This is a genomic window from Lactobacillus sp. UMNPBX19 (assembly GCF_002553805.1).
Taxonomy (GTDB): domain Bacteria; phylum Bacillota; class Bacilli; order Lactobacillales; family Lactobacillaceae; genus Lactobacillus.
In genome coordinates this window covers 19,327-36,170 of the sequence record NZ_PCYR01000012.1, presented here as the reverse complement: position 1 = coordinate 36,170, position 16,844 = coordinate 19,327, and the positions used below count along the sequence as shown (strand labels likewise).

General features: G+C 34.9%; 14 protein-coding genes. All 14 read left to right on the top strand.

All coding sequences use genetic code 11. From position 1 onward, the window contains the following. The first annotated feature begins 66 nt into the window (after positions 1 to 66). The 14 genes from CP370_RS05025 (at position 67) to pgmB (ending at position 16,827) form a co-directional block, all read left to right on the top strand. Positions 67 to 1,098, top strand: coding sequence for a cation-transporting P-type ATPase (locus CP370_RS05025; protein WP_087713324.1), 1,032 nt, complete (start codon positions 67 to 69; stop codon positions 1,096 to 1,098). A 98-nt stretch (positions 1,099 to 1,196) separates the two neighbouring features. Then, entirely contained in the window at positions 1,197 to 3,173 is a 1,977-nt protein-coding gene (gene metG, locus CP370_RS05020) for a methionine--tRNA ligase (RefSeq protein ID WP_012845575.1), read from the top strand. Further along, positions 3,173 to 3,946 (top strand): TatD family hydrolase, encoded by a 774-nt coding sequence (locus CP370_RS05015; protein WP_087713323.1) that lies wholly within the window; start codon positions 3,173 to 3,175, stop codon positions 3,944 to 3,946. The genes metG and CP370_RS05015 overlap by 1 nt, the downstream gene beginning before the upstream one ends. After that, positions 3,930 to 4,493 carry a ribonuclease M5 gene (gene rnmV, locus CP370_RS05010; RefSeq protein WP_087713322.1) on the top strand — a complete coding sequence of 188 codons (564 nt, stop codon included), beginning with the start codon at positions 3,930 to 3,932 and terminating at the stop codon, positions 4,491 to 4,493. Before CP370_RS05015 ends, rnmV begins: the two co-directional genes overlap by 17 nt. Beyond that, positions 4,483 to 5,373, top strand: a complete 891-nt coding sequence (gene rsmA / locus CP370_RS05005) for a 16S rRNA (adenine(1518)-N(6)/adenine(1519)-N(6))-dimethyltransferase RsmA (protein ID WP_087713321.1) — start codon at positions 4,483 to 4,485, stop codon at positions 5,371 to 5,373. Before rnmV ends, rsmA begins: the two co-directional genes overlap by 11 nt. A gap of 75 nt (positions 5,374 to 5,448) precedes the next feature. Further along, a complete protein-coding gene (locus tag CP370_RS05000) occupies positions 5,449 to 5,688 on the top strand; it encodes a Veg family protein (RefSeq protein WP_012845579.1) in 240 nt (79 codons plus the stop codon). A gap of 117 nt (positions 5,689 to 5,805) precedes the next feature. Next, entirely contained in the window at positions 5,806 to 6,642 is an 837-nt protein-coding gene (purR, locus tag CP370_RS04995) for a pur operon repressor (protein ID WP_087284887.1), read from the top strand. Between the two features lie 47 nt (positions 6,643 to 6,689). Continuing rightward, positions 6,690 to 8,075 (top strand): bifunctional UDP-N-acetylglucosamine diphosphorylase/glucosamine-1-phosphate N-acetyltransferase GlmU, encoded by a 1,386-nt coding sequence (gene glmU / locus CP370_RS04990; RefSeq protein ID WP_087713320.1) that lies wholly within the window; start codon positions 6,690 to 6,692, stop codon positions 8,073 to 8,075. A 110-nt stretch (positions 8,076 to 8,185) separates the two neighbouring features. Continuing rightward, a complete protein-coding gene (locus CP370_RS04985; protein ID WP_004898715.1) occupies positions 8,186 to 9,157 on the top strand; it encodes a ribose-phosphate diphosphokinase in 972 nt (323 codons plus the stop codon). Between the two features lie 149 nt (positions 9,158 to 9,306). Further along, entirely contained in the window at positions 9,307 to 10,251 is a 945-nt protein-coding gene (locus CP370_RS04980; RefSeq protein ID WP_087713319.1) for a LacI family DNA-binding transcriptional regulator, read from the top strand. A gap of 104 nt (positions 10,252 to 10,355) precedes the next feature. Continuing rightward, positions 10,356 to 12,011 carry an alpha-glucosidase gene (locus tag CP370_RS04975; RefSeq protein WP_087713318.1) on the top strand — a complete coding sequence of 552 codons (1,656 nt, stop codon included), beginning with the start codon at positions 10,356 to 10,358 and terminating at the stop codon, positions 12,009 to 12,011. A 19-nt stretch (positions 12,012 to 12,030) separates the two neighbouring features. Then, a complete protein-coding gene (locus tag CP370_RS04970) occupies positions 12,031 to 13,755 on the top strand; it encodes a glycoside hydrolase family 13 protein (RefSeq protein WP_087713317.1) in 1,725 nt (574 codons plus the stop codon). A 154-nt stretch (positions 13,756 to 13,909) separates the two neighbouring features. Beyond that, positions 13,910 to 16,180, top strand: coding sequence for a glycoside hydrolase family 65 protein (locus CP370_RS04965; RefSeq protein WP_087713316.1), 2,271 nt, complete (start codon positions 13,910 to 13,912; stop codon positions 16,178 to 16,180). Continuing rightward, the gene (gene pgmB / locus CP370_RS04960) at positions 16,165 to 16,827 is read left to right on the top strand and encodes a beta-phosphoglucomutase (protein ID WP_012845587.1); all 663 of its coding nucleotides are present in this window, start codon (positions 16,165 to 16,167) and stop codon (positions 16,825 to 16,827) included. The genes CP370_RS04965 and pgmB overlap by 16 nt, the downstream gene beginning before the upstream one ends. Positions 16,828 to 16,844 lie beyond the last annotated feature (17 nt).

The following is a 16,844-nucleotide window of genomic DNA, read 5'->3' as shown; positions in this document are numbered from 1 at the left end:
CTTGGATTTAAGCCGATGCAGTTTTTGCATCGGCTTTTTGTTTGTTTGCTAGGTTCTTAAGAAAGGATGTTGAAGATGTTAAAAATCAACACTTCCGGCAAAAGACATACTACAGACACCAAGCTGGTGCGCCGGATTGCATGCGAAGATAAATTTGCAACACTGCAACGATTAAAAACCTCAATTAGTGGCCTTCAAACTAAAGATGCGAGGCAACGCTTAGCAAAAAATGGTCCTAACGAAATTGTAAATAAACCTAAAAATACTAGACTGCAATTTTTATGTGAAGCATTTATGACGCCTTTTACAAGTATTCTTTTAGGCTTAGCAATTGTATCTATTATGCTTAACTATAAATTAAAAGTTCATAATTTAGATACACCTGTTTTAATTATTTTAGTTTTAGCTATTTCTGGAATATTAAGTTTCATTCAAAATATCAAAATTAGAGCGGCTATTCAAAATTTACTACATAAAATATCACCCACTACTAAAGTTATGCGCGACTGCATGCCACAAGAGTTGGCAACTAAAGAGTTAGTGGCTGGGGATATTATCTTGTTACAAGCTGGAGAAGTTGTTCCGGCAGATGTAAGAATTTTAAAGAATAATAATATAATTTGTTCAGCCGATTTCTTTATGGATGAAGATAATCCAGTATATAAGAGTGAAATCACTTCTTTGGGTCAGAGAAACAACCATGGTTATGTAGACTATTCCAATATTTTATACGCAGGTACAAGAATTATCGCAGGTTCTGGAGTTGGAGTAGTATTTGCGACTGGAAAAGAGACTGTTTTTGGAAAATTATCTCAAAATATTTCCAAGATGGAATTAAAAAAGCACGTGTTTAATTTAGATACCAAAAATTTAACAAGAGTATTTTTGATTCTAGCTGCAATTATTGTTCCTTTGTTTTTAGTAATTAGTAGTATGATGCATGGCAATTGGGAAAATACTTTAGTATTTGCGCTTGCAGTAGTTGTAGGATTAACCTCTGATGCAGTTCCTATTTCTATCACTAGCCAATTACTAAAAAATTCAATTCACCATCCGAGTAATAGCATGGTAATGAAAAAACAAAATCAATCTAACTAGGAATTTCTAAAAAAGAAATTCCTTTTTTGGTACACAAATTTATATAGGCATGCTATGTTATACTAGCAGTTAAAAGACTTATGAGAGGAAGAATAAAGATGGCTGAAAAGAAAACTTTTTATATTACTACACCTATTTACTATCCATCTGGAAAATTAACTATCGGTAATGCATACACTACTATTGCTGCTGATACCATGACTCGTTATAAAAAATCTCGCGGTTTTGATACATTCTTCTTAACTGGAACTGATGAACATGGACTTAAGATTGAGCAAAAAGCTGAAGCACAAGGTATTAAGCCACAAGAATTTGTAGATAAAATGGCTAATTCCTATAAAGATTTATGGAAAATGTTAGACGTTTCCTATGATCGCTTTATTAGAACGACTGATGACGATCACGTTAAAGCTGTGCAAAAGATTTTTGAAAGATTATTAAAGCAGGGCGATATTTACTTAGGCGAGTACACTGGTTGGTATTCGGTAGAAGATGAAGAATACTTCACTGAATCACAACTTGCTGAAGTATATAAAGATGATGATGGTAATGTTATTGGCGGAAAGGCTCCATCAGGACATGAAGTACGCTTAGTTAAGGAACCATCATACTTCTTCAGAATGAGTAAATATGCTGATCGCTTACTTCAATACTACAAGGATCACCCAGACTTTATTTTGCCTCACTCTCGTGAAAAAGAAATGGTAAATAACTTTATTAAGCCAGGCTTAGAAGACTTATCTGTTACTCGTACGACAGTTGATTGGGGAATTCCTGTACCTAGTGATCCTAAACATGTTGTTTATGTGTGGATTGATGCTCTTTCTAACTATATTACTGCTTTAGGATATGGTTCAGATAATGATTCATTATTTAAGAAATATTGGCCAGCTGACGTACATTTAGTTGGTAAAGAAATTGTTCGCTTCCATACTATTTACTGGCCAATTATGTTAATGGCACTAGATCTTCCTCTTCCAAAGCAAATCTTTGGTCATGGCTGGGTATTGATGAAAGACGGTAAAATGTCTAAATCAAAGGGTAATGCCGTTTACCCAGAAATGATTGTTAAACGTTATGGTTTAGATGCTCTTCGTTATTACTTGATGCGTGCAATTCCATTTGGTTCAGATGGTATTTTTACTCCTGAAGATTTTGTTGAAAGAGTTAACTTTGATTTAGCTAATGATTTAGGTAACTTGTTAAATAGAACTGTTTCAATGATTAATCAATATCAAGATGGACAAGTTGCTCCAGTTGCTTCAGAACAAGACGAATTTGCAAAAGATTTAATTAAAACAGCTAATGAAACAATTGCTGAATATCAAAAACAAATGGATGCCCTCCACTTCTCTCAAGCTTTAGATAGTGTTTGGAAGCTTATTTCTCGTGCAAATAAATATATTGATGAAACTACACCTTGGACGTTAAACAAAGAGGGCAAGAATGAAGAATTAGCTAAAGTAATGACTAACTTGGCTGAAAGTTTACGTTTAATTGCAATTTTAATTGCACCAGTTATGACGCAGAGTCCAGTTCAGATGTTTGAACAACTCGGACTTGACTGGAAGAATGATGACCAAAAGAAACTTGATTTTGGCGGCTTTGACTGGAACATTAAGGTAACAGAAAAGCCAACTCCAATCTTCCCACGACTTAAAAATGATGTTGAAGTTAAGTACATTAAGGAAGAAATGAAGAAGGCTAAGCCAAAGAAGAAGACTAGAAGTCAACAAAAAGAAGAAAAACACATTACAATTGATGATTTTGACAAAGTTAAAATTCAAGTAGGTCAAATTTTATCCGTTGAGCCAGTAAAGGGATCAAGTAAATTATTAATGTTTAAACTTGATTTTGGTGATGGAAACGAACGTCAAATTTTAAGTGGTATTCGTAAGTTTTATCCAGATGCAAGTGAACTTTTAGATAAAAAGGTCCTTGCAGTTACTAACTTAAAGCCACGTAAGATGCTAGGACATGAAAGTCAAGGTATGCTTTTATCTAGTGAAAAGGATGGCAAGGTTAAGTTAGCTATTGTTGGCGATGAACATGAGGTTGGAGCTGAATTAGGCTAATGGAGATTTTTGATTCGCATACACACTTAAATGATGCACCTTTTCGTGGAAAAGAAGACGTTTATCTTGAACGAGCTAAAGAATTAGGTGTTGTGAAAAGTGCGGTTGCTGGACAAGATCCTGAATTTAACGAACGTGCGATTAACTTGAGTCAAAGATTCGATAACTTATATGCTATTGTTGGCTATTGTCCGGATGTTGCTAAAGACTATGATCAAAAAGCTGAGGATAAGCTAGTCGAGCAACTAAAAGAACCTAAAACTGTCGCTTTAGGAGAAATTGGACTAGATTATTATTGGGATGAATCTCCGAGAGAGGTACAACGCAAAGTTTTTGCGCGACAACTTGATTTGGCTCATAGTTTGAAAATGCCTGTTAATATTCATACTCGAGATGCTTTTGAAGATACTTATCAAGTTTTGAAAGATAGTCATGTCGGTGAATATGGTGGGATAATTCATAATTTCAATGGTGATCCGGAATGGCTCAAGAAGTTTCTTGACTTAGGGATGATGGTTTCATTTTCTGGTGTGGTTTCTTTTACTAAAGCAGGTGATGTTCATGCTTCAGCTAAGGTTGTGCCGTGGGACAAATTTTTAATTGAAACTGATGCTCCATATTTAACACCGAAGCCATACCGTGGAAAACAAAATGAAACAGGATATGTACGTTATGTAGCTGAAGCAATTGCCGATTTGCGTGGAAGCTCTGTTGAAGAAGTAGCCAAGCATACATTTGAGAATACGATGAGGGCATATGGAATCAGAAAATAAAAAACAATTTAATGCTGTAATAATTGTTGAAGGTCGAGATGATACCAAACGTCTAAAACAATTTTTTCCTGGAATTGAAACTATTGAAACCAATGGTTCAGAGGTATCTGAACAAACTTTAGCTGAAATAAAGAAACTTTCGCAAACTAGAGAAATAATTATTTTTACTGACCCAGATTATAATGGCGAAAGGATTCGACGTTTAGTTACGCAAGCAGCTCCTCAGGCTAAGCAAGCTTTTATTACACGCAAAGAAGGAGAACCAACTAAGCGTGGAAATAGTTTAGGAGTTGAACACGCTTCAAAAGAAGCTTTGATTCGTGCTTTAAGTGATTTACATGAAGTTAAGCCGATAGAAAGTGATATCACTAAGGAAAAGTACGATGAGTTAGGCTTAGGAATGAGTTCGTGCGCTCGTCTTTTACGTGAGAAGGTTGGGATTAAGCTAGGAATTGGATATGGAAATAGTAAACAATTTTATAAACGCTTAAAGATGTTTGGAATTACTTATGATGAATTAAAGAGGGCAGTTGAAGATGTCAAATAGTATGCCGATTGCAAGTCCAGTTAGAACTCAAGCAATTGTTAATCGCTATTTTATGCATGCGAAAAAGAATTTAGGTCAAAACTTTTTAGTAGATTTACCAGCAATTAAAGGAATTGTTGAAGCAGCAGATATTCAACCAGGAGACCAAGTTATTGAAATTGGACCTGGAATTGGTTCGTTAACTGAACAACTTCTTTTAGCTGGAGCTAAAGTTTTGGCTTATGAGGTTGATCAAGATTTACCAGAAATCTTAAACAATGAATTGCCACAAAAAATTGATGGTGAAGAATTGAAAGATCGCTTTAAGTTGGTAATGAAAGATGTATTGAAAGCTAACTTTGTAGAGGATAATGATGGCTTTCTTGATTTAAGTAAATCAGTTAAGATTGTTGCTAATTTGCCTTACTACATTACAACTCCAATTATTTTTAATCTAATTAAGAGCGATTTAGATTTTTCAAGTTTAACCTTAATGATGCAAAAAGAAGTTGCTGAACGGTTAGTTGCTAAGCCTAAGACAAAAGAATACGGTCCTTTGTCTATTGCAGTGCAAAGCCGGATGAATGTTCGCTTAGCCGAAGAAGTAAAGAGCACATCTTTCATGCCAAGACCTAAAGTTGATTCCGCGGTTGTTGTCTTAACGCCACTTCTTGAAAAGCCTGACATTAATGATTATGCATTCTTCGATCATGTAGTGAAAATGTGTTTTGCTCAACGTCGTAAAACTTTAGCCAATAATTTGAAGACTTTAATTAAAGATAAAGATGAACGCGAGAAATTAATTAATGATTTAGGGTTAGATGCTAGAGTTCGTCCGGAAGAATTAACTCTAAATCAATTTGTTCAGTTGGCACATCTTCTAAAAGATCGGCAAGCATAAAACGATTACAAATTACAGACTTGAAAAAATGTTAAATTTTTGATAAAATGAATCCAAGTAAAGGAGTGACGTCCAGTGCCAACAACACTAATGGCAATTAAACAAAGTTTGGATTCTCATTTGGGTGAAAACCTGGTAGTAGTAGCTCAAGCAGGAAGAAAAAAAGTAACCCGTCGTAAAGGTAGATTAACTAAGACTTATCGGGCTGTATTTGTTGTAGATCTTGACCAAGATCAAAATAATTTTGAACGAGTATCTTATAGTTATACCGATTTATTAACCAAGAACATTGAGCTTGAGTTTGATCAAATGTAGTCGACAATAGAATATTACGAACAATCACTAGTATTTCTCTTAAAATGCTAGTGATTTTTCTTTATATAGAGTATATTTAAACGTAGAAATCTATTTAATGTTTAGGAAGGTAAAAGCATGAAACGTTCAGAAAGATTAGTTGATATGGTTAAGTATCTTTTGGCTCGCCCTCATACTTTGATTGCATTACCATTTTTTGCAGATCGCTATGGTGCGGCCAAATCTTCAATTTCAGAAGATTTGGCAATTCTACGTCAAACTTTAGCCAACGATCAAAATGGAATTTTAGAAACTGTAGCAGGAGCAGCCGGTGGAGTAAGATACATTCCTTTTGTAGGAAAAAAAGAAGCTACAGACTATCTTCATGATTTAGCTGACCGTATTGAAGATCCTGATCGTATTTTACCCGGTAATTTTGTTTACTTATCCGATATTTTAGGCTCGCCACAAGATTTACGTCAAATTGGGCAACTTATTGCTACCAAATATGCTTATAGTAATGTTGACTATGTAATGACGATTGAGACTAAAGGAATTGTTCTTGCACAAGCTGTAAGTCGTTTCTTGAATGTTCCATTTGTAATGGTTAGAAGACGTCCTAAAATTACTGAGGGATCAACAATTTCAGTTAATTATGTTGCTTCTTCAAGTGAACGAGTTGAAAAAATGGAGTTGGCCAAAAGACTCCTCCCAGAAGGAAGTAATGTACTAATTGTCGATGACTTCATGAAAGGTGGAGGCACTTTAACTGGGATGGAAGAACTAGTTAAAGAATTTAAAGGTACTGTTGCCGGTATGTGTGTACTTTGCGAAACAAAGTATGCCTCTCAAAAAGTAGTTGATGACTACCAATCTTTAATTAAAATCACTGAAGTTGACAGGGATAAGAAACTAATCAAAGTACGACCAGGTAATTTCTTAGAGCAGACAGACTTCAATCGTTTCCCAAAATGATATACTGATAGATAGCTTAAATACAATATTGAGGGGATATTAAATTCATGAATAAATATGTTGTTATCTTAGCTGCTGGAAAAGGCACCCGTATGAAGTCAAAACTTTACAAGGTATTACATAAGGTTTGCGGAAAAACGATGGTAGAACATGTCGTTGATGCAGCAAAGGGAACTAATCCAGATAAGATTATCACTGTTGTTGGTAATGGCGCAGAGAGTGTTAAAGATGTATTAGCAGGTCAGTCAGAATTTGCTTTTCAAGAAAAGCAATTAGGAACTGGAGATGCAGTTTTAGCAGCAAATGATCTATTAGAGAATTCAGAGGGATCAACTTTAGTTGCTACTGGGGATACTCCATTATTTACAGCTGAAACCTTTAATAACTTATTTAAAAAACACGAAGAGAGCGGAAATAGTGCAACTGTTTTGACCGCAAAAGCTCCAAATCCATTTGGCTATGGACGTATCATTCGTGATGAAGATGGAAATGTTCTGAGAATTGTTGAACAAAAAGATGGTACTCCAGAAGAGTTAGCTGTTGATGAAATTAATACTGGTGTTTTTTGTTTTGACAATAAAGAATTATTTAAAGCTCTAAAACAAGTAGGTAACGATAACGCGCAAGGTGAATACTATCTAACTGATGTTTTAGAAATTATGCGCAAGGCTGGTCACAAGGTTGGTGCATATAAAATGCCAGACTTTAGTGAAAGTCTAGGGGTTAACGATCGAATAGCTCTTGCTCAAGCAACTAAAATTATGCAAAGAAGAATCAATGAGGAACACATGAGAAATGGTGTATCATTTATTGATCCTGATACTGCATATATTGATAGCGATGTTAAAATTGGCAACGATACTGTTATCGAAGGAAATGTTGTTATTAAGGGTAAAACCGAAATTGGTAGTAACTGCTATATTACTAATAGTTCAAGAATCATTGACTCTAAGATCGGCAACAATGTAACTATCACTTCTTCAACTCTTCAAGAAGCTCAAATGGATGATAACACTGACATTGGTCCTAACTCGCACCTTCGTCCAAAGGCAGTAATTCGCAAGGGTGCACATATTGGTAACTTTGTTGAAATTAAAAAGGCTGAAATTGGAGAAAATACTAAGGTAGGACACTTAACTTATGTTGGGGATGCAACTTTAGGTAAAGATATTAATATTGGCTGCGGCACTATTTTCTCTAACTACGATGGCGTTAAGAAGTTCCATACTAATGTTGGTGATCATTCATTCATTGGTGCAGGTGCTACGATTATTGCCCCAGTTAATATTGCCGATCATGCATTTGTTGCAGCAGATTCTACAATTACTAAAGATGTTGAGAAGTACGATATGGCAATTGCCAGAGGTAGACAGACTAACAAACCAGATTATTGGCACAAATTACCTTTAGCAAAAGATAAAGAATGGGAATAAATTTAAAAGAAGTTGTTAAATACAACTTCTTTTTTTGCTATTTACAAGCGTAACAAGCATTTTTTTGCTATTATTAAATGTGGAATTGTAATTTTTCGGTGGAGGAAATTATGTCTCAATTAGACAAAGAAATTAAAATTTTTGCGCTCAACTCTAATAAGCCGTTAGCAGAAAAAATTGCTGATAAGGTGGGAGTTAAGCTTGGTAAGTCTGATGTTAAACGTTTCAGCGATGGTGAAATTCAAATTAACATCGATGAGTCAGTTCGTGGTAAAGATGTTTATTTAGTGCAATCAACCTCAGCTCCAGTAAATGATAATTTAATGGAATTGTTGATCATGATTGATGCTGTTAAGCGTGCTTCAGCTAGAAGTGTTAACTTAGTAATGCCTTACTACGGATATGCACGTCAAGATAGAAAAACTCGTGCTCGTGAACCAATTACAGCTAAGTTAGTAGCTGATATGTTGCAAAAAGCTGGTGCTGATCGAGTACTTTCACTTGATTTACATGCCCCACAAATCCAAGGCTTTTTTGATATTCCTGTTGATAATTTGATGGGAGCACCTCTTCTTGCTGACTACTTCTTGAGTCATGATTTAGAAAAAGATGCCGTTGTAGTTTCTCCTGATCATGGTGGTGTAACTAGAGCAAGAAAGCTAGCAGAATTCCTTAAGACTCCAATTGCAATTGTGGATAAGCGTCGTCCAAAGGCAAATGTTGCAGAAGTTATGAACATTATTGGTGATGTAAAAGGCAAGCGTGCCATTATTATTGATGACATGATCGATACAGCTGGTACTATTACTTTAGCATCTCAAGCTTTAATGGATGCTGGTGCAACTGAAGTTTACGCTTCAGCTACCCATGCAGTTTTATCAGGCCCTGCAATTGAACGTTTGAATAATTCACCAATTAAGAAATTGATCTTAACTGATTCAATTAACCAACCTGAAGAAAAAGATTTATCTAAGGCTGAAATTGTTTCTGTTGGACCATTAATGGGTGAAGCAATTAAATTGATTCAAGAGCATAAACCGGTTAGTCCACTATTTAATACTCGTTTTCAATCACATAATTAAGTAATAAAAACCAATATCTACTTAGGTATTGGTTTTTTTTGCCCTATAAAAGCTATACCTTTATTTTAAAATCAGAAAAAGCGTTTACATATATCGGATAATTAAGGTAGTATTAAACTATACAGTTTTGAAGAAGGAACTATGGTAATATGACTACTTTATCTGATGTAGCAAAAAAAGCTAGTGTATCTAAGATGACAGTATCGCGGGTTATTAATCATCCGCAACAGGTGACGCCAGAATTAAGAAAAATTGTGGAAAAAGCAATGGAGCAATTGAATTATCATCCCAATTCAATTGCGAGTGCTTTAGCTCATAATCGGACTAATGTGGTTAAATTGGTAATTTTAGAAGATATTGATACAACTGAGCCATACTATATGAATCTACTTTTTGGGATTGCTAAAGGACTAAGCAAAAAACACTACGCAATTCAATTAGCCACAGACAGGGATGTTGGCGAAGGAGACGGCTACATTATAACTGGTGGGCGAGCAACGGATGCAGAATGGTTAGATCAATTAGATAAACCTTTTGTTTTATTTGGAGAAAATCGTTATGGCTATGATTTTATTGATACAGATAACAAATTAGGTGAACAGTTGGCTACACAGTATGCACTTAATAAAAATTATCAATCAATTGTTTTCATTGGAATTGATGAAAAAGAGCCTTTTGAATATTCAAGAGAAGCCGGCTATATCAACACACTTCAGAAACATAATATGATTCCAAAAATTTTTCGAATCCAAAACCATAGTAGTCTGGCTGAAAAATTAATTATTGATAATTGGAGAAAATTCGCACCGAATACATGCTTTATTTGTGCTAGTGATCGAATTGCAGTGGGGGTAGTACGAGCTATACAAAGAAAGAATGGAAATATTCCTCGGGATTTTGGTGTGATTGGTTTTGACGGAGTTTTTTTAGATCAGGTCTCAAATCCAAAACTCACTACCGTTAAGCAAAATTTATTTAAGCTTGGTGAGCTCTTAGCTGGGATGATTCTGCAAAAAATTAAACAAGATGGAGCTCAGCAGGGTGAAGTCTTGATTGAACCAGAACTAATAAAAAGTGAATCTACAAGAAATTAGGAAGCTGTTTAGACAGCTTCCTTTTTTGATACCGGTAACATATAAAATATATTGTAAGCGCTTAAAATAATTGCTTAAAATAAAAGCTATGGAGGAAGTTTATTATGAGACATTGGTATGATCAAGCAATTATTTATCAAATTTATCCGAAGTCTTTCCAAGATTCTAATAGTGACGGTATTGGTGACTTAAATGGAATAAGAAAAAGAATACCGTATTTAAAGGAATTAGGAATCAATGCTGTTTGGCTAAATCCAATTTTTGTTTCTCCACAAGTGGATAATGGTTATGATGTATCAAATTATTTTGCCATTGATCCAAAGATGGGAACAATGGAGGATATGGATAACTTAATTAAAGAGATGCATGAGGCTGGTATTCATGTAATTATGGACTTTGTATTGAACCATACTTCTGATCAGCATCCCTGGTTTCAAGATGCTATAAAAAATCCAGAAAGTATATATCGTGACTATTATATTTTTGCTGGAGAAAACAATCAGCGTCCAAATAATTGGGGAAGTTTTTTCGGAGGAAGTGTTTGGGAAAAGGATCCTGCAGGAACTGGACAATTTTATTTCCATCTTTTTGATAAAAGAATGCCTGATTTGAATTGGAAGAATCCCGAAGTTAGACATGCAATGACCGAGATTGCAAAATATTGGTTGGAAAAGGGCATTGATGGATTAAGACTGGATGCCTTTATTCATATTGCAAAAGCCGATCTAAGACAGAATTTTCCGGTTAATAGTAAAGATGAAGAGCCAGTAATTGCAGAACCTTTTTTTGCTAATTTACCACAAGTTCAAAAATGGATGCGGCCATTTTGTGAAGAAATAAAACAGGATTATCCTGATGCATTACTTTTAGGGGAAGCAGCAAGTGCAAATGTAAATTTAGCTGTGGATTATACAAATAAGGATAATCACTTAATGGATAGCGTAATTACTTTTAGATATTTTACTGAAGATCAGAGCAAAATCGATCCTAGCTTTTTGAGTAATTATCAACCTAAGCCGTTAGATTGGGTTAAATTTAAACAAAATCAGACTATTTGGCAACAGACCTTAAGTGGAATTTCTAAGCCTACTCTTTATTGGAATAATCATGATATGGCAAGGCTTGCAACCAGGATTGCTAAAAATGATACTCAAGCAAGAAGTTTGGCTATGTTGATGTACTTACAATGTGGTATTCCAATCATTTATTATGGTGAAGAGTTAGGAATGAGAAATTTACAGTTTGAAAATGTAAATGATTTTCAAGATGATACTGTAAAAGAGTTTGTAAAGAGTGCAGAAAAAGCAGGCGTAACTTCAAAAGAAGCATTGTTAATGGCAAGTAAAACCCATAAACTTCCTGCTCGAGGTCCAATGCCATGGGATAACGAAAGAAATAATGGCTTTACAGATAAAGAACCTTGGATTAAGGGTAAAAAGCTTGATGAGATAAATGCAGCTGATGAAATAGCAGATGATAGTAGTATGTTTAACTTTTACAAAAAGCTTATTAGCTTGAAAAAAGAACAACTATTTCAAGATGGTAATTATTATTTATGGTCAACGTCAGATGGAAGCTACGTCTATGAGCGTAATTTAAAAGACAAAAAAGCTCTTATTGCTGTTTCTTTGAGTCAAGAACCGATTGAAATTGAAGTAGGAAAAGAATTTAGTAGTGAAAGGTTATCGGCTGGCGAATATGATTTAATGGCAGGAAAATTACGATTAGAACCATATGCCGGAGTAGTATTAGAAAATTAAAAAGATTGAGGGATAAAATATGCAACTTGCAGCTTTAAAACATAGAACTGAAAGTGAAGATTGTTTTGTTATTGATCATTCACACGTTAAAATTAGACTTTATACAGCAAAAGATGATGTGGAAAAAGTAATTGTTCATTACACGGATAACTATCTCCCACCAAAACAAGCTAAAGAACTTGAAATGGAGAAAATAGGTAGTGGTCAAGTTAATGATTACTGGGGAGCAACCTTAACTGCTCCATATCACCGAATTAAATATACTTTTGAAATAATTGGCAAAGATGGAAGTCATGTTCTCTTCGGTGATCGTAGTATTGAAAAATTTAGCGATAAAAAGTTAAGAGAAGATGGAATGTATTTTAAAGTTCCGTACTTCCATGATATTGATCGCATCAAGACTCCAAAATGGCTTAAAGACATTGTTTGGTATCAAATTTTTCCGGAGCGTTTTGCTAATGGCGATAAAAGTAATGACCCAGCAAATGTTAAAGAATGGAATCCAGAAGATCATCCAGGCAGAGAAGATTTTTATGGTGGAGACTTACAGGGAGTTTTAGATCATCTAGATGATCTACAGAAATTAGGGGTTACGGGATTATATTTCTGCCCAATTTTTAAGGCAAGTTCTAATCATAAATATGACACAATTGATTATTTACAAGTAGATCCAGCTTTTGGAGACAAGGATTTATTTGCAAAAGTAGTTAATGAAGCACATAAGCGTGGGATGAAAGTGATGCTTGATGCTGTATTTAATCACTTAGGTGATCAATCAATGCAGTGGCAAGATGTAGTTAAAAATGGCGAAAAATCACGCTTTAAAGATTGGTTCCACATTAATTCATATCCTGTTGAACCATATCGGGACCCAAGTAAAGGTGAAAAAAATCCACCATATGAAACTTTTGCCTTCGAAAAACATATGCCTAAATTAAATACGGCTAACCCAGAAGTACAGGACTTTTTATTAGAAATTGCGACCTACTGGGTAAAATATTTTGATATTGATGCTTGGCGGCTAGATGTTGCAAATGAAGTTGACCACCATTTCTGGAAGAGATTCCATGATGAATTAGTTAAAATAAAGCCTGATTTTTATATTGTTGGGGAAATATGGCATTCAGCTCGTCCATGGCTTCAGGGAGATCAATTTACAGGTGTAATGAATTATCCATATACTTTACAAATTGAAGACCACTTCTTTAAACATAAAATGAATGCTAAAGACCTTAGTGAGCACTTAACTGATCAGTTAATGATGTATCCAGATATGGTTGACCAGGCTATGATGAATATGCTTGATTCCCATGATACGGCTAGAATTTTAACTTTAGCAAAAGACAATCAAGATTTAGCTTTGCAAGCAGTTGCGTATGAATTTGTTCAACCTGGAGTGCCATGTATTTACTATGGAACAGAGATGGGGATGAGCGGTGATAATGATCCGGATTGTCGTAAACCAATGGATTGGAGTAAGATAAATGGTCCGGTATGGCAAAGAGTTCATGAATTAGTGAAATTCAGACTAGATCATAGTGATACCTTAAATAAAGGTACTGTTAAGTTAACGGTAACAGAAAAAGGACTTCTAAAAGTTGAACGAACAGGCAAAGAAGCAATAAAGGCCTACTATAATACCAGTAAACATAATGTGGAAATTGATAAAACAGCAGCTCTTAGTCAGAATTATAAAGCGGGAGTGTTAGCGCCAGATGGCTTTTTGATTGAGGTTAAAGCTTAATATATGAAGAATAAAAAGCAGCAATGAGATGCTGCTTTTTTTCTTATAAATTTTTGATACCGGTAACATTAAAATAAGCGTTGTTAAGCGCTTTCAATGATTAGATAATAGATTTGTAAATAAAAAGACTTCACGAAAGTGATGGAGAATGATGATGAAGAGAATTTTTGAAGTTGATCCTTGGAAAGTAACGACACATGAATTTTCTAAGGAAGATAAAAGGTTACAAGAAAGTATTACTGCAATTGGTAACGATTATATGGGAATGAGAGGAAACTTTGAGGAGGGTTACTCTGGCGACACACTTCAAGGAACATATTTAGCAGGTGTGTGGTTCCCAGATAAGACAGTTGTTGGTTGGTGGAAGAATGGATACCCAAAGTACTTTGGTAAGACACCAAATGCTCCAAGTTTTATTGGAATTGGGATCACCGTCAACGGTGAAAAAATTGATTTAGCCAAAGTGAAATTTAGTGATTTTGAATTATCACTTGATATGCATCAAGGACTTCTTTCAAGAAGTTTTATCTATGAAGGTAAAGATGTCAAAGTTAAATTTGAATTTGAACGTTTTCTCCATATTGTACAAAAAGAAGCTGCTTTAATTAAGGTAAAAGCGACAGTACTTAAAGGAGAGGCCAAGATTGATTTTGATTCCACTTTAGATGGAACAGTTGTTAATGAAGATAGCAACTACGATGAACGATTCTGGATTCCACTTGGTGAGAATAAGGATACAAAAACTATCCAGGTAAAAACTAAGCCTAATCCTTATGAAGTGCCTCAATTCACAGTTTTACTTCAAGAATCTTTACGCCACAATGGTGAACTAATTCAAACTGAAGCTTCTACTAAAGAAGCCAAGTTAAGCGAAAAGTTTTCAGTAGAATTAAGTGAAGGACAAAGCTACGAACTTGAAAAAGACGTTATTGTTATAACAAGTAGAGATGTTGAAGAAAAAGATCAAGCAAGTGTTGCTGAAGATTTAATGAATAAGCTTCAATCAAAGAGCTTTGAAGAAAACTTAGCTGACCATACTGCTGAATGGCAAAAACGTTGGGATATGAGTGATGTTGAAATTTCTGGTGATGCAGCAGCACAACAGGGGATTAGATTTAATATTGCTCAATTGTTCATGACATACTACGGTGAAGATGAACGCTTGAACGTTGGTCCTAAGGGATTTACTGGCGAAAAATACGGTGGTGCTACTTATTGGGATACTGAGGCTTACATCGTTCCAATGTACTTAGGAATTACTAACCCAAGCGTTACTAAAGCCCTTCTTCAATATCGTCATAATCAATTACCAGGAGCATATCACAATGCTAAAGAACAAGGCCTTCCAGGTGCCTTGTTCCCAATGGTAACTTTCAATGGTATTGAATGTCATAACGAATGGGAAATTACTTTTGAAGAAATTCACAGAAATGCTGATATTCCACATGCGATTGCTATGTATACCGAATATACGGGCGATGATAGCTATGTTAAGAATGAAGGTATGGATGTCTTAGTTGGAACCGCAAGATTCTGGGCAGCTCGAGTTCATTGGTCTAAGTGGCGTAACAAGTATGTAATGCATGGTGTTACCGGGCCAAATGAATATGAAAATAATGTAAATAATAACTGGTTTACTAATACTATGGCAAGATGGCTTCTGAAATATACACTAGAGCGTTTGCCGCTTGCAACTAAGGAGGCACAAGAACGAGTTCATGTTACTGAAGAAGAAAAAGAAAAGTGGCAAGACATTGTTGATAAGATTTATCTACCGGAAGACAAGGAATTAGGTATTTTCTTACAACAAGATGATTTTCTTGATAAAGAGATTCGTCCCGTTAGTGAAATTGAAGATCAACGTCCTATTAACCAACATTGGTCTTGGGATAAGATCTTAAGATCACCATTTATTAAACAAGCTGATGTTTTGCAAGGTATCTATTTCTTCCCAGAAAACTATACTAAGGATCAAAAAGAAAAGAACTTTGATTTCTATGAACCTTTAACTGTTCATGAAAGTTCACTTTCACCTTCAATTCATTCAGTTTTAGCTGCTGAATTAGGAAAAAAAGATAAGGCAGTTGAACTGTATGAAAGAACTGCAAGACTTGATTTAGATAATTACAACAATGATACAGTTGATGGTTTGCATATTACTTCGATGAGTGGATCATGGTTAGCTATTGTTCAGGGATTTGCTGGAATGAGATACGATCATGACCAATTGAAATTTAAGCCATTTATTCCAGATAACTGGGATCACTATAGCTTTAAGATTAACTACCGTGGTCGTTTAATTAAAGTTTATGTTGATCATCAAGAAACCAAGATCTCTTTACTTGAAGGCAAAGATCTAGAAATTCTTGTTAATGATAAGAAGGTAATGCTTAAAGAAGGTGAAAGCGAATGCTTAAAGGACTAATTTTTGACTTAGATGGAGTTTTAACAAATTCAGCTGTCTACCATTTAACTGCTTGGAATAATTTAGCTAAGGAATTAGGGATTAACTTAACGGATGATCAACTTGATAGCTTAAGGGGTATTTCAAGAATGGATTCTTTAAATCTAATTTTGAAATATGGCGATCAGGAAGATAAATATTCTGAAGCAGAAAAAGAAAAGTTCGCAGCAGAAAAGAATACTAAATTTGTTGAACAAGTTGAAAAAATGACGCCAGCAGATATTTTGCCAGGTATTCCAGAACTACTTAGTGATGCAAAGAAGCAAAACTTAAAAATGATTATTGCTTCTGCCTCAAAAAATGCACCTAAGATTTTAACAAAGTTAGGAATTATGGATGAATTTGATGGCATTGTTGATCCAGCAACGCTTCATCGCGGAAAACCAGATCCAGAAATTTATGAAAAGGCACAAGAATTGGCTGGTTTGAATGCAGACGAAGTAATTAGTTTTGAAGATGCTCAAGCCGGTGTTCAATCAATTAAAAGTGCTGGTCAATTTGCAGTTGGAATTGGGAATAAAGAGGTCTTGAAAGAGGCTGATTATATTGTTCCAACTACTAAAGAATTGAAACTTTCAGAAATTGAATCAGTTTTTAATAAAAAGTAAGAGGGAAGTAGGGAAAG

Bases quoted from the DNA above. Each gene is read 5' to 3' on its own strand.
- CP370_RS05025 (WP_087713324.1), top strand. From the start codon at position 67: ATGTTGAAGATGTTAAAAATCAACACTTCCGGCAAAAGACATACTACA.
- metG (WP_012845575.1), top strand. From the start codon at position 1,197: ATGGCTGAAAAGAAAACTTTTTATATTACTACACCTATTTACTATCCA.
- CP370_RS05015 (WP_087713323.1), top strand. From the start codon at position 3,173: ATGGAGATTTTTGATTCGCATACACACTTAAATGATGCACCTTTTCGT.
- rnmV (WP_087713322.1), top strand. From the start codon at position 3,930: ATGGAATCAGAAAATAAAAAACAATTTAATGCTGTAATAATTGTTGAA.
- rsmA (WP_087713321.1), top strand. From the start codon at position 4,483: ATGTCAAATAGTATGCCGATTGCAAGTCCAGTTAGAACTCAAGCAATT.
- purR (WP_087284887.1), top strand. From the start codon at position 5,806: ATGAAACGTTCAGAAAGATTAGTTGATATGGTTAAGTATCTTTTGGCT.
- glmU (WP_087713320.1), top strand. From the start codon at position 6,690: ATGAATAAATATGTTGTTATCTTAGCTGCTGGAAAAGGCACCCGTATG.
- CP370_RS04985 (WP_004898715.1), top strand. From the start codon at position 8,186: ATGTCTCAATTAGACAAAGAAATTAAAATTTTTGCGCTCAACTCTAAT.
- CP370_RS04980 (WP_087713319.1), top strand. From the start codon at position 9,307: ATGACTACTTTATCTGATGTAGCAAAAAAAGCTAGTGTATCTAAGATG.
- CP370_RS04975 (WP_087713318.1), top strand. From the start codon at position 10,356: ATGAGACATTGGTATGATCAAGCAATTATTTATCAAATTTATCCGAAG.
- CP370_RS04970 (WP_087713317.1), top strand. From the start codon at position 12,031: ATGCAACTTGCAGCTTTAAAACATAGAACTGAAAGTGAAGATTGTTTT.
- CP370_RS04965 (WP_087713316.1), top strand. From the start codon at position 13,910: ATGAAGAGAATTTTTGAAGTTGATCCTTGGAAAGTAACGACACATGAA.
- pgmB (WP_012845587.1), top strand. From the start codon at position 16,165: ATGCTTAAAGGACTAATTTTTGACTTAGATGGAGTTTTAACAAATTCA.